General features: G+C 47.8%; 15 protein-coding genes, 9 tRNA genes and 3 rRNA genes. 26 read left to right on the top strand and 1 reads right to left on the bottom strand.

Translation table 11 applies throughout. The annotated features are described in order from the left end of the window. Positions 1-11: 11 nt before the first annotated feature. The 25 genes from thrC to yajC all read left to right on the top strand — a co-directional run bounded on the left by thrC (position 12) and on the right by yajC (position 20434). Positions 12-1082, top strand: coding sequence for a threonine synthase (gene thrC / locus ACDJ58_RS23305; protein ID WP_413373154.1), 1071 nt, complete (start codon positions 12-14; stop codon positions 1080-1082). Beyond that, positions 1079-2047 (top strand): homoserine kinase, encoded by a 969-nt coding sequence (thrB, locus tag ACDJ58_RS23300; protein ID WP_413373153.1) that lies wholly within the window; start codon positions 1079-1081, stop codon positions 2045-2047. Before thrC ends, thrB begins: the two co-directional genes overlap by 4 nt. Continuing rightward, positions 2044-2925, top strand: coding sequence for a prephenate dehydratase (gene pheA, locus ACDJ58_RS23295; RefSeq protein WP_163761093.1), 882 nt, complete (start codon positions 2044-2046; stop codon positions 2923-2925). Before thrB ends, pheA begins: the two co-directional genes overlap by 4 nt. 139 nt (positions 2926-3064) lie before the next feature. After that, positions 3065-3949, top strand: a complete 885-nt coding sequence (gene ilvE, locus ACDJ58_RS23290) for a branched-chain-amino-acid transaminase (protein ID WP_076290954.1) — start codon at positions 3065-3067, stop codon at positions 3947-3949. Between the two features lie 194 nt (positions 3950-4143). Further along, positions 4144-5757: a LysM peptidoglycan-binding domain-containing protein gene (locus tag ACDJ58_RS23285; protein WP_413373150.1), complete on the top strand. Its 1614-nt coding sequence runs from the start codon at positions 4144-4146 to the stop codon at positions 5755-5757. A gap of 495 nt (positions 5758-6252) precedes the next feature. Then, positions 6253-7804 (top strand): 16S ribosomal RNA (locus ACDJ58_RS23280). A 355-nt stretch (positions 7805-8159) separates the two neighbouring features. Beyond that, a 23S ribosomal RNA gene (locus ACDJ58_RS23275) occupies positions 8160-11085 on the top strand. A gap of 79 nt (positions 11086-11164) precedes the next feature. After that, positions 11165-11281: ribosomal RNA gene (rrf, locus tag ACDJ58_RS23270) — 5S ribosomal RNA — on the top strand. The 16S, 23S and 5S rRNA genes sit together here with 9 tRNA genes alongside, the layout of an rRNA operon. 84 nt (positions 11282-11365) lie before the next feature. Next, a tRNA-Asn gene (locus tag ACDJ58_RS23265) sits at positions 11366-11441 on the top strand. 4 nt (positions 11442-11445) lie between these two features. Then, positions 11446-11517: transfer RNA gene (locus ACDJ58_RS23260), tRNA-Glu, on the top strand. Between the two features lie 126 nt (positions 11518-11643). Beyond that, positions 11644-11719: transfer RNA gene (locus tag ACDJ58_RS23255), tRNA-Val, on the top strand. A 20-nt stretch (positions 11720-11739) separates the two neighbouring features. Beyond that, positions 11740-11813: transfer RNA gene (locus ACDJ58_RS23250), tRNA-Met, on the top strand. A gap of 27 nt (positions 11814-11840) precedes the next feature. Continuing rightward, positions 11841-11918, top strand: a tRNA-Asp gene (locus tag ACDJ58_RS23245). A gap of 21 nt (positions 11919-11939) precedes the next feature. Continuing rightward, positions 11940-12014, top strand: a tRNA-Gly gene (locus ACDJ58_RS23240). A 9-nt stretch (positions 12015-12023) separates the two neighbouring features. Then, a tRNA-Arg gene (locus ACDJ58_RS23235) sits at positions 12024-12100 on the top strand. Positions 12101-12114: 14 nt separating this feature from the next. Further along, a tRNA-Leu gene (locus ACDJ58_RS23230) sits at positions 12115-12193 on the top strand. A gap of 7 nt (positions 12194-12200) precedes the next feature. Beyond that, positions 12201-12274 (top strand) — tRNA-Pro (locus ACDJ58_RS23225). A 239-nt stretch (positions 12275-12513) separates the two neighbouring features. Then, positions 12514-13206 carry a BofC C-terminal domain-containing protein gene (locus ACDJ58_RS23220; protein WP_413373149.1) on the top strand — a complete coding sequence of 231 codons (693 nt, stop codon included), beginning with the start codon at positions 12514-12516 and terminating at the stop codon, positions 13204-13206. Positions 13207-13499: 293 nt separating this feature from the next. After that, complete coding sequence (gene ruvC, locus ACDJ58_RS23215) at positions 13500-14003, top strand: crossover junction endodeoxyribonuclease RuvC (RefSeq protein WP_053779097.1); 504 nt, start codon at positions 13500-13502, stop codon at positions 14001-14003. Continuing rightward, positions 14000-14614 (top strand): Holliday junction branch migration protein RuvA, encoded by a 615-nt coding sequence (gene ruvA / locus ACDJ58_RS23210; RefSeq protein ID WP_064635836.1) that lies wholly within the window; start codon positions 14000-14002, stop codon positions 14612-14614. The genes ruvC and ruvA overlap by 4 nt, the downstream gene beginning before the upstream one ends. Positions 14615-14669: 55 nt before the next feature. Further along, positions 14670-15680, top strand: a complete 1011-nt coding sequence (ruvB, locus tag ACDJ58_RS23205; RefSeq protein ID WP_053779099.1) for a Holliday junction branch migration DNA helicase RuvB — start codon at positions 14670-14672, stop codon at positions 15678-15680. A gap of 69 nt (positions 15681-15749) precedes the next feature. Then, complete coding sequence (locus ACDJ58_RS23200; RefSeq protein WP_413373148.1) at positions 15750-17837, top strand: SpoIID/LytB domain-containing protein; 2088 nt, start codon at positions 15750-15752, stop codon at positions 17835-17837. Between the two features lie 7 nt (positions 17838-17844). Beyond that, positions 17845-18873 carry a tRNA preQ1(34) S-adenosylmethionine ribosyltransferase-isomerase QueA gene (gene queA, locus ACDJ58_RS23195; RefSeq protein WP_413373147.1) on the top strand — a complete coding sequence of 343 codons (1029 nt, stop codon included), beginning with the start codon at positions 17845-17847 and terminating at the stop codon, positions 18871-18873. 45 nt (positions 18874-18918) lie between these two features. Continuing rightward, positions 18919-20055 (top strand): tRNA guanosine(34) transglycosylase Tgt, encoded by a 1137-nt coding sequence (gene tgt / locus ACDJ58_RS23190; protein WP_062325081.1) that lies wholly within the window; start codon positions 18919-18921, stop codon positions 20053-20055. 67 nt (positions 20056-20122) lie between these two features. Next, a complete protein-coding gene (gene yajC, locus ACDJ58_RS23185; RefSeq protein WP_413373146.1) occupies positions 20123-20434 on the top strand; it encodes a preprotein translocase subunit YajC in 312 nt (103 codons plus the stop codon). Between the two features lie 137 nt (positions 20435-20571). On the opposite strand, the gene ACDJ58_RS23180 is transcribed toward yajC, so the two are convergent. Beyond that, the gene (locus ACDJ58_RS23180) at positions 20572-20964 is read right to left on the bottom strand and encodes a TIGR04086 family membrane protein (protein ID WP_413373145.1); all 393 of its coding nucleotides are present in this window, start codon (positions 20962-20964) and stop codon (positions 20572-20574) included. 228 nt (positions 20965-21192) lie between these two features. On the opposite strand from ACDJ58_RS23180, the gene ACDJ58_RS23175 reads away from it, so the two are divergent. Continuing rightward, positions 21193-21897, top strand: coding sequence for a DUF421 domain-containing protein (locus ACDJ58_RS23175; protein WP_053779182.1), 705 nt, complete (start codon positions 21193-21195; stop codon positions 21895-21897). Position 21898 lies beyond the last annotated feature (1 nt).

The following is a 21898-nucleotide window of genomic DNA, read 5'->3' as shown; positions in this document are numbered from 1 at the left end:
GTTTACCCACAATGAGATATCAAGGATTACTGCAAACGTATAGAGAGCACCTTCCGGTTAATGAAAACACGCCCCTGCTTACGCTACATGAAGGAAACACACCCCTGGTTCATGCGGAGAATCTGTCCGAGGAACTGGGATTGAATTTATATTTCAAATATGAAGGTCTGAATCCGACTGGTTCATTTAAAGACCGCGGAATGGTTATGGCTGTTGCTAAAGCGATGGAAGAAGGCAGCCGCACGATCATGTGTGCATCGACAGGTAACACTTCAGCGGCAGCAGCAGCCTATGCGGCTCGTGCTGGTCTGAATTGTATCGTATTGATCCCGAATAACAACATTGCGCTGGGTAAACTAGCTCAGGCTATGATCTATGGAGCTAAGGTAATTGCGATTAATGGCAACTTTGACCGTGCATTGGAAATTGTGCGTGAGATTACAGCCAAACACCCAATTACGCTCGTGAACTCCGTGAATCCGTTCCGGATTGAAGGACAGAAAACGGCTGCATTTGAAGTCATTGAGCAGCTTGGTCAAGCACCTGATGTACTCGCCATTCCAGTGGGTAACGCAGGGAACATCTCGGCTTACTGGAAAGGGTTCAAAGAGTATAAAGAAGCAGGAAAGTCGAATTCCTTACCACGTATGGTTGGTTTTGAAGCGGAAGGCGCGATGGCAATTGTCAAAGGTGAACCGATCCTTGAGCCTGAAACCGTAGCAACAGCTATTCGAATTGGTAATCCAGCAAGTTGGAAAACCGCTGTAGCTGCAGCTGAAGAGTCTGGCGGACAGATTAATTATGTAACTGACAAAGAAATTCTGACAGCATATCGTACGATCGCCGCTCGTGAAGGGATTTTTGCTGAACCTGCATCCGCTGCTTCCGTTGCTGGTGTATACAAACTGAAGAGTGAAGGGTACTTTAAAGGCGGAGAGACTGTGGTTTGTGTACTGACAGGACACGGTTTGAAAGATCCTAATATTGCAATCAAAACGGTAGCGACTGAGCCGCTTGTTGTGGAAGATTCCGAAGAAGCGGTTATGGCGGCAATTGCACAATTGGAGCAACAATCCGTATGAGTTTGCAGCAAAGGGTAACTGTTAAGGTACCTGCAAGTACAGCCAATCTGGGTCCAGGGTTTGATACCCTGGGCATGGCATTGTCTCTGTATGCATGGCTTGAGATGAAACCGGCTGAGCAGACAACATTCCATTTACATGGAGATCATCTGACAGGTCTGCCAACAGATAAATCCAATTTGATATATGAAGTTGCACAGATGGTATTCAACGAAGCTGGAATCTCCGTACCGGAGCTGGAGATTTCCATGTATTCAGAGATTCCGCTTACTCGGGGACTGGGAAGCAGTGCATCCGCCATCGTGGGCGCGTTGGCTGCTGCTAATGCTTTAATTGGCACTCCTTTATCTGATGCCAAGCTTCTGGACATGGCTACGTCGCTGGAGAAACATCCAGATAATGTAGGAGCTTCACTATATGGAGGTATCATTACAGCAGCGTGGGATGGCAGTCGGGTAGACCATATTCGCATTGAGCCGCATCAGGATTTGCAGACGTTGGTCATCGTACCGGACTTCGAGTTGTCCACTTCGAAAGCTAGAAATGTAATTCCACAGCAGTTTGACAAGTCTGATGTCATTCACAACATAAGCAGATCATCCTTACTCGTTGCAGCTTTGGCAAGTGGGAGATTGGACATGATTCAAAAGGCGATGTCTGACCGGATTCATCAACCCTACAGGGCATCTTTGGTACCCGGTATGGCTGAAATCCTGGAACATGCGGTCAGTCATGGAGCCCTGGGGGCTGCATTGAGTGGAGCCGGACCTACCGTTTTGACGTTGGTAGATCGTCATGATACTCGTAAGCTCGAACTGGAGCAATATTTGATAGACACAATGAGCCGTGAAGGTATCAATGCATCTGCATTGTGGTTGGATCCGGATCTGGACGGTGTTACCGTACTGCCTGATCAAGATGAAAGTCCTTTTATGGACAGAGTTAAAGGGGAAGTTAACGCATGAAACGAATTGCAGTATTACCTGAAGGTTCAGTTTCCCATGAAGCAGTAGATTTTCTGTTTAATGGGGAGCCTTTGGAATTGCTTCATTCCAAGCTGATTTCTGATGTTTTCCGGGCTACGGATAGTGGAAAGTCCCAGTACAGTGTCATACCCATTGAGAATACGATTGAAGGCTCCGTTAGTTTGCATATGGACTGGCTGGTTAACGAAGTTGATATTCCGATGCAAGCAGAATGGGTTTATCCATCCATCCAGAATGTCATTGGGCATGGCTCCGAGTTCAGGGCAGAGAGTGGTGAATATGATTTCGGGAAAATTACGAAGATCATGTCCCATCCTGTAGCGATTCCGCAGTGCCAGAATTTTATTCGCTTGCATTCACCTGGAGCAGACCTTGAGGGTGTAAACAGTACAGCGGAAGCTGTAGAAATTGTGAAAAAAAATCCTGGCAAAGGCTGGGTCGCGATTGGCACCAGGCTGGCTGCACAGAAGCACGGTTTGGACATTATGGCTGAACGGGTTACTGACCATGACAACAACTATACTCGTTTTGTGCTAATAGGCCATGAACCTGTTCAGATACCACGAGAGCCTGATCATGTAAAAACCAGTTTGCTCGTTACATTGCCTGAAGATGCACCGGGTGCATTGCATCAGGTGCTGTCGGCTTTTGCCTGGCGGAAGCTGAACTTGACCCGACTGGAATCTCGTCCAACGAAGAAAAGGTTGGGGAGTTATTATTTTTACATTGATGTTGAGGAAAGTGCAGATTCGGTATTGCTTACCGCAGCCATGGCTGAGATTGAGGCTTTGAATTGTCAGGTACGTGTTCTTGGCAGCTATCCGTGTTATACATATCCTTCGTTGAAAACGACCTGAATCAGGACGTACATTGTTGAAGGTTGTCATAAGACTGGGTAAAATGAGCAAGAAATAGCTTGTCATTTGTTGTACAATGAACGAGATAAATGTAGTTTCGGAATCTAGGAATGGAAATTTTATGGAGGTGCAGTCATCGGTGTCAGAACAATGGATTTATTTGGATGGTCAATATGTGACCAAAGAGAACGCAACCGTTTCGGTATATGATCATGGATTTTTGTATGGAGACGGTATTTTCGAAGGTATTCGGATTTATAACGGTAACATTTTCAGATGCAAAGCGCATTTGGATCGTTTGTACGATTCAGCTAAATCCATCAGTCTGAACATTCCGCTGTCTTATGATGAGATGCTGGAAGTGATGGCTGAAACGGTACGTCGCAATGATATGCGTAACGGTTATATTCGTCTGATCGTTTCACGTGGACCTGGTAACTTGGGTCTTGATCCGCTGCGCTGCCCTAAAGCATCCGTTATCATCATTGTAGAGCAATTGGCAATCTATCCGGAGGAAGCGTATCTTACTGGGCTAAAAGCTGTGTCTGTATCCCAGCGCCGCAACATCCCGGACGCATTGAATCCAAAGATTAAATCATTGAACTATCTGAACAACATTCTTGTTAAAATTCAGTCTAATTACTCAGGTGCTGGTGAAGCGATTATGCTGAATTCCCAAGGTTACGTTACTGAGGGTTCAAGTGATAACATCTTCATCATCAAAAATGGTGTAGTTTATACGCCACCTTGCTATCTTGGTGCACTGGAGGGAATTACACGTCAGGCCATTATCGATCTGTGCGGTGAGCTGGATCTTGAATTAAAAGAAGTGCCATTTACGCTACATGATGTGTACATTGCCGACGAAGTCTTTTTCACTGGAACAGCTGCAGAAGTTATAGCTGCTTATGAGGTGGACGGCAGAACGATTGGAACGGGTGTTGCAGGTCCTGTAACCTTGAGACTGCTGGAAGCGTTCCGTCAAATTGTTGACAAAGACGGTTACAAAGTTTGGGAAGATTAAATGGAACGAACTGAATAGGGAAGCAGGAAATCCTTCTTGTCTTAGAAACTCAGCATATCTGGAGTATGCGGTTTTTGGGGCGTGAAGGATTTTTTTTGCTTTGTTGATGTCATTGGCCCAATTTCTGCATAGGATGTAGTAACGGTATGGGCGAATGTACTGCCCAAGTATCACGTCTAGGAGGTTAGTTCCAAGTGAAAATACACATGGTGAAAAAAGGCGACACATTATATCTGCTGTCCCAAAAATATAATGTAGCGTTGGACAAAATTATCGCAGCTAATCCGCAAATCGCGGATCCCGACAAGTTGGAGATCGGTATGAAGGTCAAAATTCCTGCGGGGCCTGTAACACCAAAGCCGGAGGGCATATTGCACAGCCATAAAGTCCAGCAAGGAGATTCATTGTGGAAGTTGTCACAGGCTTGGGGAGTTCCATTGAAAGATATGATCAATGCGAACCCGCAATTGAAAAATCCTAATGCTCTTCTTGTAGGGGAGATCGTGTACATTCCATCAGCGAGTGCACCGGGGAACGCGGCCTCAGAAAATGGCACATCATCCAATGTTGCTCATGAGAAGCTGTCTCCTGAAGGGAAGGAATACACGGGAGTTAAAGAAGAAACGGCTCCAGTCGTACCAGTAGTCCCAGCACCTGTACCAGAAGTCTCCAATGCGGTTCCGGCTCCTGTACCTGCAAATCCGGTCGTACCTAATATCAAGCCAGAAGTGGAAGTGTTACCACAGTTACCTGAAATTCCTGAAGAGAAGCCACAGAAGGAAGCTCAGAAGAAAGAAAATACCAAATCCGAAGTGCAATTAAAACCGATAACTGAAGCGCCGACGTATACGATGCCTAACATCTCACCTGAAGTTCTACCTTTACCTGTAATACCTAACAACACGAAATGGCCTACAGAAGTGGCTCCTGCGACCAAAGCTCCATGTGGTTGCGGCAGTAAAATGCTGCATGCTCCTGCCGAGCATCCGTATGCCCAAGTTCCTGTACCTGCACAAGAGGTATACGCTGCTCCACAAAACATGTATACGGCTGGGGCGAACGACAATGCTACATTCCCAGGTATACCTGAAGTGAGTCCTTACTCCATAGGTAATACATCCAACATGCCATGGACCGGCACGGAGTATAATCATAACAACGTTATGCCGAACGTATCTGCTGAGATGCAGAATAACTCGTATCCGATCGCTCCATCAGGTCAAGTGAACAGCCCATACCCTCCATTTGCGGCCAATGAGTATATGAACCAACAACCGCCTCATATTTCTCCTTACTCTATGCTTCCGTACCCGCCATGCGGATGTGGCAACCATCATATGCCCAACCATCAATACGCACATCCCTCACATAACTACCAGAACCCAGCGTGGGGCACATACAATCCTTATGGGATGCAACCCGAAATGACCACATCCATGATGCCTAATCAGCCATTGGAGTATGCCTATCAAAATCCATACCCTACTCAGAACATGGTGCCGCCGTCTCCATTAGGTGCATTTGGTGAACTGTATCCTCCACAAGGTAAGGGGGAAGGCAAAAAGGGTGGACGTGACGAGGCTAACTTAAGCCAGTCTTCTACAGAGAGTGAGGCTCAGTTTAATCTTGAAGCAAAGCCTAAACAAGCAGCCAAAACAGGAACTGCGAAACGCAGAACAGCCAGACCTGCTGCCAAAGCTAAATCTAAAGTATCTGTATCCGGGAAACAAGCAAGAGAGCGCACAGGGATAACCACTAAACGTAGTTCTGACAACAAAAAGCGTAGAAATCCCTGGATACAGCAATAACAGTGTAAAGTAACGGAAAACCGTTAATCTTCAAAAGGTCGACTCTGAGAAGAGCCGGCCTTTTGAGTTTTGTATGGAGAGCAGATAATCCTACTGCAGTATGGAAGTGTCACGCTTGTAGGGTTCTTTAATAGATATCGAGAAAGCCCATGACTATGGACGGGGTTGTTGGGGGGATAGAGCCTCAAATTCGCTATAGTTTTAGTGGGGTCACTGGGGGCTTAGAATCTATTAAATGTTTTTTTGAAAAAGCTATTGCATTGGTTTCGTCAGTATGATATATTATTTAAGTCGCCGCTGAAACACAGCGCTGACAACGAAAAGAGTAACACAAACAAGTTTGATCTTTGAAAACTGAACAACGAGTGAGTAAACATTCTGCTTGCAGAATGAACGCGAAAGTTTGAAACAAGCCTTGGCTTGAATCAACTGGAGCACAAATGAGATTTTTAATCTCGTCAGTTTCAAAATGAGCTTATCGCTCTTTTCAATACTTTATTGGAGAGTTTGATCCTGGCTCAGGACGAACGCTGGCGGCATGCCTAATACATGCAAGTCGAGCGGACTTGAAGAGAAGCTTGCTTCTCTGATAGTTAGCGGCGGACGGGTGAGTAACACGTAGGCAACCTGCCCTCAAGTTTGGGACAACTACCGGAAACGGTAGCTAATACCGAATAGTTGTTTTCTTCACCTGAAGAGAACTGGAAAGACGGAGCAATCTGTCACTTGGGGATGGGCCTGCGGCGCATTAGCTAGTTGGTGGGGTAACGGCTCACCAAGGCGACGATGCGTAGCCGACCTGAGAGGGTGATCGGCCACACTGGGACTGAGACACGGCCCAGACTCCTACGGGAGGCAGCAGTAGGGAATCTTCCGCAATGGGCGAAAGCCTGACGGAGCAATGCCGCGTGAGTGATGAAGGTTTTCGGATCGTAAAGCTCTGTTGCCAGGGAAGAACGCTTGGGAGAGTAACTGCTCTCAAGGTGACGGTACCTGAGAAGAAAGCCCCGGCTAACTACGTGCCAGCAGCCGCGGTAATACGTAGGGGGCAAGCGTTGTCCGGAATTATTGGGCGTAAAGCGCGCGCAGGCGGTCATTTAAGTCTGGTGTTTAATCCCGGGGCTCAACCCCGGATCGCACTGGAAACTGGGTGACTTGAGTGCAGAAGAGGAGAGTGGAATTCCACGTGTAGCGGTGAAATGCGTAGATATGTGGAGGAACACCAGTGGCGAAGGCGACTCTCTGGGCTGTAACTGACGCTGAGGCGCGAAAGCGTGGGGAGCAAACAGGATTAGATACCCTGGTAGTCCACGCCGTAAACGATGAGTGCTAGGTGTTAGGGGTTTCGATACCCTTGGTGCCGAAGTTAACACATTAAGCACTCCGCCTGGGGAGTACGGTCGCAAGACTGAAACTCAAAGGAATTGACGGGGACCCGCACAAGCAGTGGAGTATGTGGTTTAATTCGAAGCAACGCGAAGAACCTTACCAGGTCTTGACATCCCTCTGACCGGTACAGAGATGTACCTTTCCTTCGGGACAGAGGAGACAGGTGGTGCATGGTTGTCGTCAGCTCGTGTCGTGAGATGTTGGGTTAAGTCCCGCAACGAGCGCAACCCTTGATCTTAGTTGCCAGCACTTCGGGTGGGCACTCTAAGGTGACTGCCGGTGACAAACCGGAGGAAGGTGGGGATGACGTCAAATCATCATGCCCCTTATGACCTGGGCTACACACGTACTACAATGGCCGGTACAACGGGCTGTGAAGCCGCGAGGTGGAACGAATCCTAAAAAGCCGGTCTCAGTTCGGATTGCAGGCTGCAACTCGCCTGCATGAAGTCGGAATTGCTAGTAATCGCGGATCAGCATGCCGCGGTGAATACGTTCCCGGGTCTTGTACACACCGCCCGTCACACCACGAGAGTTTATAACACCCGAAGTCGGTGGGGTAACCGCAAGGAGCCAGCCGCCGAAGGTGGGATAGATGATTGGGGTGAAGTCGTAACAAGGTAGCCGTATCGGAAGGTGCGGCTGGATCACCTCCTTTCTATGGAGAATCGTTTCCCGCGTGGAAACATTCAAATACGCAGACTAGATCTGCAAAACTACTCACTCGTTGCTCAGTTTTGAGAGCTCAAACTCTCAAACAGCTTGCTTTTGCATGGAGCTTGTTCTTTGAAAACTAGATATCGAAACGAAATTTTGCGATTTAGAACATTCCTTTTAGGGATGAATGCTTGTTCGGTTCAAGTAACCGAAACAACAATCATCCTAGCTGAACTTGTGTTAAACAAGTTTCAATAAATAGTGAAAACTGCATTGCGATGGTATAGAGTGAGAGTGACTTTTGGCTTTGCGCAAGCAAAACAAGGGAAGCGAGCAGTCGAAACCGGAGCAAATATGGTTAAGCTACTAAGAGCACACGGAGGATGCCTAGGCGCTAGGAGCCGATGAAGGACGTGGCGAACAACGAAACTGCCTCGGGGAGCTGTAAGCAAGCTTTGATCCGGGGGTGTCCGAATGGGGAAACCCAGCTGGGGTAATTTCCAGTTACTCATAACTGAATACATAGGTTATGCAGAGGCATACCAAGGGAACTGAAACATCTAAGTACCTTGAGGAAGAGAAAACAATAGTGATTCCGTCAGTAGCGGCGAGCGAACGCGGAGAAGCCCAAACCAGAGAGCTTGCTCTTTGGGGTTGTGGGACATCTCACATGGAGTTACAAAGGAACCGGTTAAACGAAGAGGTCTGGAAAGGCCCGCCAAAGAAGGTAAAAGCCCTGTACTTGAAAGTTGGTTCTCTCCGAGATGTATCCCGAGTAGTGCGGGGCACGTGAAACCCCGTATGAATCCGGCAGGACCATCTGCCAAGGCTAAATACTTCCTAGCGACCGATAGTGAAGCAGTACCGTGAGGGAAAGGTGAAAAGCACCCCGGAAGGGGAGTGAAATAGAACCTGAAACCGTGTGCTTACAAAAAGTCAGAGCCCGTTTTAGGGGTGATGGCGTGCCTTTTGTAGAATGAACCGGCGAGTTACGTTCCCGTGCAAGGTTAAGGTGAAGAGCCGGAGCCGCAGCGAAAGCGAGTCTGAATAGGGCGATTTAGTACGTGGACGTAGACCCGAAACCGGGTGATCTACCCCTGTCCAGGGTGAAGGTGCGGTAACACGCACTGGAGGCCCGAACCCACGCATGTTGAAAAATGCGGGGATGAGGTGGGGGTAGCGGAGAAATTCCAATCGAACTCGGAGATAGCTGGTTCTCCCCGAAATAGCTTTAGGGCTAGCCTCGGAAAACAGAGTCGTGGAGGTAGAGCACTGATTGGGTGCGGGGCCCGCAAGGGTTACCAAGCTCAGTCAAACTCCGAATGCCATAGACTTACTTCCGGGAGTCAGACAGTGAGTGCTAAGATCCATTGTCAAAAGGGAAACAGCCCAGACCATCAGCTAAGGTCCCCAAGTGTGTGTTAAGTGGGAAAGGATGTGGAGTTGCACAGACAACCAGGATGTTGGCTTAGAAGCAGCCACCATTGAAAGAGTGCGTAATAGCTCACTGGTCGAGTGACTCTGCGCCGAAAATGTAACGGGGCTAAACACACCACCGAAGCTATGGCTTGATGCTTTGCATCAGGGGTAGGGGAGCGTTGTATAAGGGTTGAAGGTGTACCGTAAGGAGCGCTGGACATTATACAAGTGAGAATGCCGGTATGAGTAACGAAAAGATCAGTGAGAATCTGATCCGCCGAAAGCCTAAGGGTTCCTGAGGAAGGCTCGTCCGCTCAGGGTAAGTCGGGACCTAAGGCGAGGCCGAAAGGCGTAGTCGAAGGACAACAGGTCGAAATTCCTGTACCACCGTAAGCCGTTATGAGCAATGGGGGGACGCAGCAGGGTAGTGACGCGGACTGATGGATGTCCGTCTAAGCAGTGAGGCTGGTGTGTAGGCAAATCCGCACATCGTAAGGCTGGACTGTGATGGGGAGCGAAAATTATAGTAGCGAAGGTCATGATCTCACACTGCCAAGAAAAGCCTCTAGCCAGGTGATGGTGCCCGTACCGCAAACCGACACAGGTAGGCGAGAAGAGAATTCTAAGGCGCGCGGAAGAACTCTCGTTAAGGAACTCGGCAAAATGACCCCGTAACTTCGGGAGAAGGGGTGCCCCGGTAGTGTGAATAGCACGAGGGGGCCGCAGTGAAAAGGCCCAAGCGACTGTTTAGCAAAAACACAGGTCTGTGCGAAGCCGTAAGGCGAAGTATACGGGCTGACGCCTGCCCGGTGCTGGAAGGTTAAGGGGAGCGGTTAGGAGCAATCCGAAGCTGTGAACCGAAGCCCCAGTAAACGGCGGCCGTAACTATAACGGTCCTAAGGTAGCGAAATTCCTTGTCAGGTAAATTCTGACCCGCACGAATGGCGTAACGACTTGGGCGCTGTCTCAACGAGAGATCCGGTGAAATTTTAATACCTGTGAAGATGCAGGTTACCCGCGACAAGACGGAAAGACCCCATGGAGCTTTACTGCAGCTTGATATTGAATTTGGGTACGATCTGTACAGGATAGGTGGGAGCCTTTGAAACGTGAGCGCCAGCTTGCGTGGAGGCACCGTTGGGATACCACCCTGATCGTATCTAGGTTCTAACCTGGTACCGTAATCCGGTGCGGGGACAGTGTCAGGTGGGCAGTTTGACTGGGGCGGTCGCCTCCTAAAGAGTAACGGAGGCGCCCAAAGGTTCCCTCAGAATGGTTGGAAATCATTCGAAGAGTGCAAAGGCATAAGGGAGCTTGACTGCGAGACCTACAAGTCGAGCAGGGACGAAAGTCGGGCTTAGTGATCCGGTGGTACCGCATGGAAGGGCCATCGCTCAACGGATAAAAGCTACCCTGGGGATAACAGGCTTATCTCCCCCAAGAGTCCACATCGACGGGGAGGTTTGGCACCTCGATGTCGGCTCATCGCATCCTGGGGCTGAAGTAGGTCCCAAGGGTTGGGCTGTTCGCCCATTAAAGCGGTACGCGAGCTGGGTTCAGAACGTCGTGAGACAGTTCGGTCCCTATCTGTCGTGGGCGTAGGAAATTTGAGAGGAGCTGTCCTTAGTACGAGAGGACCGGGATGGACGTACCGCTGGTGTACCAGTTGTTCCGCCAGGAGCACCGCTGGGTAGCTATGTACGGAAGGGATAAGCGCTGAAAGCATCTAAGCGTGAAGCCCCCCTCAAGATGAGATTTCCCAGTATGTAAGACCCCTTGAAGACGACGAGGTAGATAGGCTGGGGGTGGAAGTGCAGCAATGCATGGAGCTGACCAGTACTAATCGGTCGAGGGCTTATCCAATATGCAAGTTGTAAATCGCACATTTCGTTTCGGATCTAGTTTTCAGAGAATGATCTCTGAATGTAAGCTAAGCTATGCGTTTGGTGGCGATGGCGGAGGGGTTCCACACGTACCCATCCCGAACACGACCGTTAAGCCCTCTAGCGCCGATGGTACTTGGACCGCAGGGTCCTGGGAGAGTAGGACGCCGCCAAGCGAACTCTTTCATCTTACATAGAAAACTGATTTTGTATGTTGACGTTGTACGATGAATCGCATTTGCACTGCAGATGCTTAGTATTCCCTGATAGCTCAGTTGGTAGAGCACTCGACTGTTAATCGAGTTGTCACAGGTTCGAGCCCTGTTCGGGGAGCCATTAAGGCCCGTTGGTCAAGGGGTTAAGACACCTCCCTTTCACGGAGGTAACAGGGGTTCGAATCCCCTACGGGTCATAGCTATATTTATTAGCTTGAAAAAGGGATGAGAATCCCAAAGGTTCGTCGTAGGATAAGCTTCGTTAGCAATGGCTTCGCAGTCTCGAACGAAGTGAGAGTATCCCCTACGGGTCATATATACATGGAGGCTTAGCTCAGCTGGGAGAGCATCTGCCTTACAAGCAGAGGGTCGGGGGTTCGATCCCCTCAGCCTCCACCATATCATTTTCTGAATAACGACGCGGGGTGGAGCAGCCCGGTAGCTCGTCGGGCTCATAACCCGAAGGCCGCAGGTTCAAATCCTGCCCCCGCAATTATACTTTCTTTCAAGAAAGTGATCTGGAACCGTGGTGTAGTTGGCCTAACATGCCTGCCTGTCACGCAGGAGATCGCGGGTTCGAATCCCGTCGGTTCCGCCATTTTTATCTTATTTACCGCTTGCGGACGTGGCTCAGCGGTAGAGCATCGCCTTGCCAAGGCGAGGGTCGCGGGTTCGATTCCCGTCGTCCGCTCCAATATTATTTGCGCCCTTAGCTCAGCTGGATAGAGCGTTTGACTACGAATCAAAAGGCCGGGAGTTCGAATCTCTCAGGGCGCGCCATTTTAACTTTATACGCCGGCGTGGCGGAATGGCAGACGCGCTCGACTCAAAATCGAGTGGGAAACCGTGGAGGTTCGAGTCCTCTCGCCGGTATAAATAACGGGATGTAGCTCAGCTTGGTAGAGCACCTGGTTTGGGACCAGGGGGTCGCATGTTCAAATCGTGTCATCCCGATCTCAAAAAAGACGGATTATCTATTTATAGATAGTCTGTCTTTTTATTTTGTTTAAAAGTTACTTGAATTCTTAGTAATGACAACCTCTTAATTCATGGCCAACTTTAATAAGAGATAAGTATAGCTTTCATCCTGTTAGCGCTAAGACGCAGCGCATTGCTGGTGCCTTAGGTTAATTTTGCATAAACCCCAGTTCTTTCGGTCACAATAGGTTTAAAAAGTGATAGAAGGGGTTCATGTGAACACGTTTAACTTCAAAAAACAATTCAAGAGACGCTGGCGCCGATGGAAAAGAACAATGTGGATGACTTCAGCGTTAGTTGCTGTAGCTATACTGGCGTACAGTGGTTTGCCGATTTCTTCTGCGATCGAGCGTTTACTCACGACCAATTTCAGTGAGGCTGTATCTGTAATGGGACCTGCTGCGAGTGAACAAAGGTCTGAGCAAGAAATTCAGACTTTGATGGAACAACTCGGGTCTGATCCGGACCGTTTAACGAGTGTTGTATTGGAGACGCAATATATCTGTGGGGTAGAGACGGAACAATTAGGTAAGATGGCGATTCCTCAATTGAAGATGCTGCTCGTTCAACATCCGGATTGGGATGCTCAGGTTGAATCGGCAGAAGTGTTACGCATTAAGCAACATGTGGATGATCTTTCTCCATTATGTAAAGAGCAGGCATATATTAGCATAGATGCTGTGGGTAATCTCAATCTTTATGAAGGTCGGCCGACAGAAGAGAAAGTCATCCGTACTTTTTTTCAAATGGACGTAGGCACGTTGGAGACATCATTGCCTGAAGGTGTGTTGGAACAGTTGCAGCAGGGTATCCGTATCCAGGACAAGGATGAGTATGACAGTGTAATCTCTACGTTCAGTGATTATGCGGTAGATGAGGCCAATAAAGAAATCCGTAATGGCGGATAAAAAACAGGCTGATCTGCATTGAATGTATCTGTTTACATCGCCTAGAGGAGAAGTTCCTGGTCGCAGGACATTCGCAGGTTATAGAATATACGAAGTGAAACGAAGGACATCGAAAGATGTCCTTTTTGTCGTTCCATGACCGAAACACGTGAATATAGGAGATAGGGATTGTAGGTTATTCACGAATTCAGGCGAGTATATGGAAGGACAAAGTTTTTCCTGCCGTAGGGTCTATCTTTTGTTATAATGAAATGAACGATACATATGTTCGCTTTTGTAAGGGAGAGATGGATTTGCGTTTTTTGGGAATTGACCCGGGGATTGCGATTGTCGGTTTTGGTTTTGTGGATAAAATCGGCAGTAAGGTAACACCTGTACAATATGGCTGTATTCAGACAGAAGCTCATACCCCTGAAGAGGAACGGCTGCTTCATGTATATGAGGGCATGGTACAGCTGATTGATAAATATAAACCGGACGCGGTAGCGCTGGAGAAACTTTTTTTCAATCGTAACGTCACAACAGCGATGTCTGTCAGTCAGGCTAGAGGTGTCATGGTACTGGCTGCTGCTCAGAAGGGACTGCCTATTGCCGAATATACGCCGATGCAAATTAAGCAGGCGATTGTTGGATACGGAAAAGCAGAGAAGCGGCAAGTGCAGGAGATGGTCAAAATGTTTTTGCGCCTGCAGGTGATTCCGAAGCCGGATGACGTAGCGGATGCTTTGGCTGTAGCAGTGTGTCATGCACACTCATATACATTAAATTCCAAGTTGAATGAGGTATTGCGAAAATGATTGATTTCCTAAGAGGACAGTTCGTACATCTGGAGAATGAATATATTGTGCTTGATGTACATGGCGTTGGTTATCGTGTATTCTGTCCGAATCCTTTTGCATTTGCGAAGCAAGAAGGCGAAATTATGGTGTATACCCATCACCATGTACGTGAAGATGCGATGTTGCTGTTTGGTTTTGCGACTCGTGAGGAACAGAAGTTATTTCGCAAGCTGATCGAGGTATCAGGTATTGGACCCAAAGTTGCTCTGGGTATACTCGCTGGCGGTACGCCGGACCATGTCGTGACTGCAATTTATCAAGAGAATCTGACGTTCCTGACCAAACTGCCGGGGATTGGTAAGAAAACAGCGCAGCGTATGATACTGGACCTTAAGGACAAATTGGATGGTTTCGGTGCTGCCACGTATGCAACAGGTTTGTTTGCTCCTCCTTCGGAAGAAGCAGGAAGCGGCTCTGCCTGGGATGAGGCTCGTGAAGGGCTTAAGGCGCTGGGCTATACCGAGAGTGAACTGGATAAAGTTTGGCTCAAGCTGAAGAAAGATGTTACTTCGGCCGATTCTGTTGATGTGTTGATGAAACGGGCACTGCAAATGCTGTTTACGGGATAATTAATTTTGCCTCTATAATAGAGCAGTAAGCCGCATAAAAAAGGTAGGGATGAACATGGATGACCGGATTATTTCCGCGAACCTGATGATGGAGGATCAAGCTGTGGAGCTTAGCCTTCGTCCCCGGTACTTGAATGAATATATCGGGCAGAACCAGGTCAAGGAGAATTTGAAAATATACATTGAAGCCGCCAAGATGCGCAATGAGGCGCTCGATCATGTGTTGTTATATGGCCCGCCTGGACTTGGTAAAACAACACTTGCCAATATCATTGCCAATGAATTGGGTGTTAACTTACGTACGACATCAGGACCGGCGATTGAACGCCCAGGTGATCTGGCTGCATTGCTTACAAACCTGCAAGAAGGGGATGTCCTGTTTATTGACGAGATTCATCGCCTTCATCGGACGGTAGAAGAAGTGATGTATCCTGCCATGGAAGACTTTGCGTTGGATATCATGATCGGAAAAGGGCCAAGTGCCCGCTCCGTACGTCTTGATCTGCCATCCTTTACGCTGATTGGTGCTACAACCCGTGCAGGCTTGCTGTCTGCGCCTCTCAGAGACCGGTTTGGTGTTATCAGTCGGCTGGAGTTCTACACGGTGGATGAGCTGGCCTACATCGTCTCACGGGCCTCAGAGATTCTAGGGGTGGAGATTGTTGGTAATGCCGCCGAAGAGATCGCATTACGCTCCCGTGGGACGCCGAGGATTGCCAATCGACTGCTAAAAAGAGTGCGTGACTTTGCCCAGGTACGGGGTGATGGAATCATCACACAGGCTCTGGCGGAAGAAGCGCTGCAACGTCTTCAGATTGATCCGCGCGGTCTGGACGAGATCGATCACAAGATGCTCAAATCAATGATTAACAGTTTCCGGGGAGGCCCGGTGGGTCTGGATACGATTGCCGCTACGATTGGTGAGGAGAGTCAGACCATTGAGGATGTCTACGAGCCATATCTGTTGCAGATTGGCATGCTTCAACGTACACCGAGGGGCAGAATTGTAACGGACCTGGCCTATCATCATCTGGGTTTGCCAGTTCCACCGAGAGACGCCAAATAATTGTGATTATATATCAATGAGATTCATCTTAATATACAACTTGGGACAAACATGGAGAGGAGACTGATCGTGGGGAAAGCAATACAAACAAAGAAGTGGAGTCGGCGTTTGAAGGTATTGGCCGCAGCTCTGTTGACGGTAGGGTGCCTGCAAGTGCCTGTTTATGCCGATGAAAGTGATGGGCAGATGATCCGGGTAGCCATGTTTGCGAACCTGGGAAGTACGTATAAATCGACTACACCACTGATTACGCTTGAGTCGAGTGGCAAATGGAATATCGGTTCGGAAAGTGGGGCAAGTATAACTCTTCCAGCAGGACAAATCCGTTTCAGTGCAGATGGATTCCGCGTCAAAGTGTTGGAAACAGGAGATTTCAAAACGGCGGCAGCAGCTGCAAAATTGTTGCAGGCCACTAGTGATAAACCGTTGTTGTTTACAACGTCTCTGAATGGTAAAGCGACCTATCAGCTCTACACCGGGAACTACGCAACAGAAGCGTTGGCTGGACAAGCAGTAGCACGTGTACAAAAAGTGGCTGCAGCCCAACTTGGTGGACAAAAACCAGCGGTGACGGGCAGCAAGCGTCTGTCTGCAGGAGTCTACAGTTCACTTCAAGAGGCAGAAGCGGCACAAGCTTCCCTTTCATCGGCAGGAGTTAGTTCCTATACGGTGCTTCAACTGGATGGAGGGACTCAAGGGTATGCTGTATGGGTGGGAGAAGCCTCATCAGATGCTGATCTGTCTGCATTCAAAAAAAGTGTGGAAGCCAGTGTTTCAGGAGTAAACCTGTCTCCGGTAAACAGTAATAGTGCTGCGCTTATCATCCGCCAGGATGCCGGGTTAAGCACGGATACACTTAAAACAGCTCCGCATTACACTATTGCCGGCAGTGAGGCCAAGGCGTTTGTGCAAGGAGACGGCAGTGGAATCAAAGTGGTGGAACGTTCCGGACGGACATATCGCGGTGACATGGAAATTAGCATTGTAAGCGGCGATTTGGCTTTGGTTAATGTAGTTCCACTGGAGCAATATTTATACTCTGTTGTTGGTGCAGAAGTGTATTCATCCTGGCCAGCAGAAGCGTTGAAAGTACAGGCTGTCGCTGCACGCTCTTATGCGCTTCAACAGGGAGATCGTTTTAAAATTGCCAACGTTGTGGATACCACGCTCAGTCAGGCATACAACGGAATGGGTTCAGAGAATGATAAAGTCTCCAGCGCGGTTGATGCCACTTCTGGAGAAGTCATCAAGAGCGGTGGTAAAATCGTAGAAGCTGTGTTCTCTTCCAATGCAGGGGGACAGACTGCTCACCCATCCGAGGTATGGAATGGGGGCGCGGGTGTGTTCAGTAATGTGGATAGTCCTGGAGATACATCGGCTCAAGCTGGATTACAGACATGGTATCATGTGCTGTTAAGTACAGGAGTCAGCGGATATATCCGCGAGGATAATGTAAAAGATTTAACGACCAAAACGGATGCGGGTTTAGCCAAAGTGACGGTTACTGCCCAAAATACCAATGTGCGTCCCGTTCCGTTAATTCAATCCAATGTTGATCCGGTAGCGAAAATGAATCCAGGCAACGAGGCTGTTGTTCTGGCCAAAGTGCCGCAGTCCAACGATTATGCTTGGGTAAGAGGGCCATTCACGTCAGCCCAATTGGTTAAAACCCTGCAGGGTAAAACGACTTCTACTGTTCCATCTTCGATCTCAACGCTCGAAGTGACCAAGCGTGGGCCATCAGGAAGGGCACTTGAAGTTACAGCCAACGGCCAGCCCATGACGGTAAAATATGCAGATACATACCGCTCTGCTTTAGGTGGATTACCGAGTACTTTATTTGATATTGCAGGGACCGGAAGTTATACTGTATTAGGCGCTGACGGCAAAACAGCAAGCAAAACCGGCTCACAGGGTGCTGCTGTACTATCTGCCTCGGGCACAGGAACTTCATCCGGTAATGCTCTTGTGGTTATGAGTGGTGATGGTCAAGCTCGAGCTGTAACTCAGGGCCAAAGCTTCATGATCATCGGTCAGGGTAATGGGCATGGATTGGGCTTGTCCCAATGGGGTGCCAAAGGCATGGCAGATGAAGGGTATGATTACCAGGCAATATTGAAACACTATTATCAAAATGTGACTATTGTTAAGGAATGAATCTAATATGAATGTGAACTTATATGATTTTGAATTGCCGGAGCAATTGATTGCACAGACGCCACTGCTTGACCGCACGGCGTCCCGGTTGCTTACCTTAAATAAGGACAGCGGTGAGGTTAACCATCACACGTTTCCTGATATTATCGACTTCCTTCAGCCTGGAGATACACTGGTGCTGAATGATACACGTGTTCTTCCAGCGCGTTTGTTCGGAACCAAAGAGGACACGGGGGCAAAGGCGGAAGTACTCCTGCTCAAAAACGTGGAGGGCGATCGTTGGGAAGCTCTGGTTAAACCAGGCAAGAAGCTGAAAGCCGGTTCGGTCATCGTTTTTAGTGACGAGCTCAGGGCAGTCATTGATGAGGAAGGCGAAATGGGTGCGCGTTTGCTTACGTTCTCCTATGATGGGATCTTTCAAGAAATTTTGGATCGCCTGGGTGAAATGCCGCTGCCTCCTTATATCAGAGAGACACTGGATGACCGTGAAAGGTATCAAACGGTATATGCGAAACATGAAGGATCAGCCGCTGCACCGACAGCAGGATTACATTTTACAGATGAATTGCTGAATCGGATTCGGGATAAAGGCGTTAATGTAGCTTTCATCACGCTTCACGTTGGACTCGGAACATTTCGGCCCATGTCGGTTGACAAAGTTGAAGAGCATGTCATGCATGAGGAATACTACTCTTTGTCTCAAGAGACAGCGGATCTGATTAATGAAACGAAAAAACGTGGCAACCGTATATTTGCTGTAGGAACGACAAGTTGTCGTACACTTGAAACGGTAGGAAGCAAGTTTGAAGACGGGCAGTTGCAAGAAAGCAGCGGCTGGACCAAAATCTTTATCTATCCGGGATATACGTTCAAAGTAATCGACGGGATGCTTACGAATTTTCATCTCCCCAAATCCACATTGGTCATGCTGGTCAGTGCGCTTGCGGGTAGAGAACAAATCATGCATGCATATGAGGAAGCAATTAAAGAACAGTACCGTTTCTTCAGCTTTGGCGATGCTATGTTGATTTATTGAGAAGTGAAGGTATTACGATTAATTTTTAGAGGATGATTAAAACCAATGGCAGCAATTACGTACGAACATATCAAAACCTGTAAACAATCCGGAGCCCGTTTGGGACGTGTACATACACCTCACGGTATTATTGAGACACCAACCTTCATGCCTGTAGGAACACAGGCGACGGTGAAGACGATGAGTCCCGAAGAGCTGAAAGAAATGGATGCACAGATTATTCTGAGCAATACTTACCACCTGTTCCTGAGACCTGGACATGAAATTATTCGTCAGGCAGGCGGCTTGCACAAATTTATGAACTGGGATCGCCCGATTTTGACTGATAGCGGCGGGTTCCAAGTGTTTTCTCTTAGTGAAATGCGCAAAATTACGGAGGAAGGCGTTAACTTCCGCTCACATCTAAATGGAGACAAAAAATTCCTTTCGCCTGAAGTGGCAATGGAAATCCAGAATGCACTGGGCTCTGATATTATGATGGCATTTGATGAGTGCCCGCCGTATCCGGCTGAGTATGAATATGTAAAAAAATCACTTGAAAGAACGAGTCGCTGGGCAGAACGTTGTCTGGAAAGCCATGCTCGTCCGAATGATCAAGGGCTGTTTGCCATCGTACAGGGAGGCATGCACGAAGATCTTCGTCGCCAGAGCGCGGCAGATTTGACTTCCATGGATTTCCCGGGTTATGCTATTGGTGGACTGAGTGTTGGAGAACCTAAACATTTGATGTATGGCGTATTGGATTACACAGTTCCTTTGTTGCCGTCTAATAAACCACGCTATTTAATGGGTGTAGGTTCACCCGATGCATTGATTGAGGGATCGATTCGCGGAGTGGACATGTTCGATTGTGTTCTGCCTACCCGAATTGCCCGTAACGGAACAACGATGACCAGCCAAGGACGTCTGGTAGTTCGTAATGCCAAGTTTGCAACCGATTTTGGGCCACTAGACCCTGAATGTGATTGCTACACTTGTCGTAACTATTCAAGAGCCTATTTGCGTCATTTAATCAAAGCGGATGAAACGTTTGGCTTACGTTTGACGACCATCCACAATCTTCATTTCTTGCAGAATTTGATGCGCAATGTGCGTAAAGCCATAATGGAAGATCGTTTGCTTGATTTCCGGGATGAATTTTTCGATCAATATGGTCTTCATGACAATGACAAAGGTTTCTGATCAGGTTTTTGCGGAACCGAAGTAACAAGTATTATCTGTACGTATAGTCGATAAGGGGGAATTTTACATGTTTCAGGCAATGACTGCATCAGGAACTCCAGCTGGCGGTGGAATTGTATCTTTGATTGTACCTTTGGTACTCATGGTTGCAATTTTTTACTTCTTGATGATTCGTCCACAGAACAAAAAACAGAAGCAACGTAATTCCATGTTAGGTCAATTGAAAAAAGGCGATAAAATTGTTACAATCGGCGGTCTTCACGGAACGATTGCTGAAATCACGGACGATGTGGTTGTATTGCGTGTAAACGATGTTACTAAACTGACATTCGATCGTAATGCGATTAGCAGTGCAGTTGCTCGTGAAACAGCTGAATAAATCATAGATGTTCAAAGGCCTGTAAGGCACTGAGTACGTTTGCAGCGTATTCTTCATTATCAGAGAACTGGATCTCCATGGAGATCCGGTTCTCTTTTTCTTTTTCTCAAATAACCGTTACACCCGGATCTGATCTTCTATGATCTTCGTGTGTTGACTCCAAATATTCCACCTAGTGCAGAAATCAGGAATGCACTTGCAAGTTGCAGACTGTCTTTCCAATTGAACGAGGCTTCGAGTGCCAGAAACCCAATCAGCAATACAATTAGTCCATAGACGATTCCGGTAATACCTCCGTGGTACCAGCCTCGCTCACCTGACCTCTTGCCAGATATAAATCCACCGACCAGTAAGGACAAGCCATGAACAACGTACGTATACAGGGAAAGATCCTGTTCCCGCATTCCGGTCATCCAGAGAAAGAAGGATAGAATCAGTGCGCCTAACATCATCCACACAAAAGCATGACAGAGGCCCGAAAGAATCGGGTTAGACATTCGAAATGAAACCATTCGGCGAATCAACTGCATGAAGCAACCCCCTTGTACAAGTTTGAAATTAATACAGTGTATGGTCAAGCCCTCGGAGTTATGAACTGAATTTTCCATTAAATGAACAGTTTATATTTGCATGAGCATGTAAGCTTCAGGCCAAAATAGGGATTACGCTTCAGGTACCTGTATAAAACTCGGATTTGAAGGAGGAACCCTGTTGTGAACTTTGCAGATGTCGGAGCACATGTCTTTCGAACCATACTGATGTATTTTATTGTATACGGTGCAATCAGACTGATGGGAAAACGAGAAATTGGGAAGCTGTCCATGTTCGATCTGGTCGTATCCATTATGCTTGCAGAGATAGCGGCATTTGTGATTGAGGATATCGACAAACCACTATTCCATGGCATTGTGCCCATGCTGACGGTACTTGTCGTGCAGATTGTCATGGCTTTTCTCAGTCTCAAGAGCCGTAAGTTACGGCTAATGATTGATGGAAAACCCACTGTGTTGATATCTAAAGGAACATTGCATCGGGATGAGATGCGCAAGCAGCGGTATAACCTGGATGACCTTCTGCTTCAATTGCGTGAACAGAATATCGACAGCATTGGTGAAGTGGAATTTGCCATTTTGGAGACGACAGGCAAGTTAACCGTTTTTCCCAAAAATCAGTCCTCCTCCAGTGGCAATAATGCCTCTGGCAAGGATGGAACTATAAATAGCATTCAAAAAGCGAGGAAAGAAAAGGTTGACGGATTCCAAAATATCAAATATGAAGGGCTGCCCCTGCCCCTGATCATGGATGGTAAAGTGCAAGACCAGAATCTTGAGCTGATTCAGAAAACACGGTTTTGGCTTAAAAATCAGATGCAGGGGAAGGGAATTCTTGATTTCAAAGATGTATTTTTATGTTCCATCGACCATAACGGAAAGGTATACGTAAGTTTGAAAGATGAAAAGTGAA

The organism is Paenibacillus taichungensis (assembly GCF_047302525.1).
Taxonomy (GTDB): Bacteria; Bacillota; Bacilli; order Paenibacillales; family Paenibacillaceae; genus Paenibacillus; species Paenibacillus taichungensis_B.
Note: the sequence above shows the minus strand (reverse complement) of the source record. Positions and strands in the feature narration are given on the sequence as shown.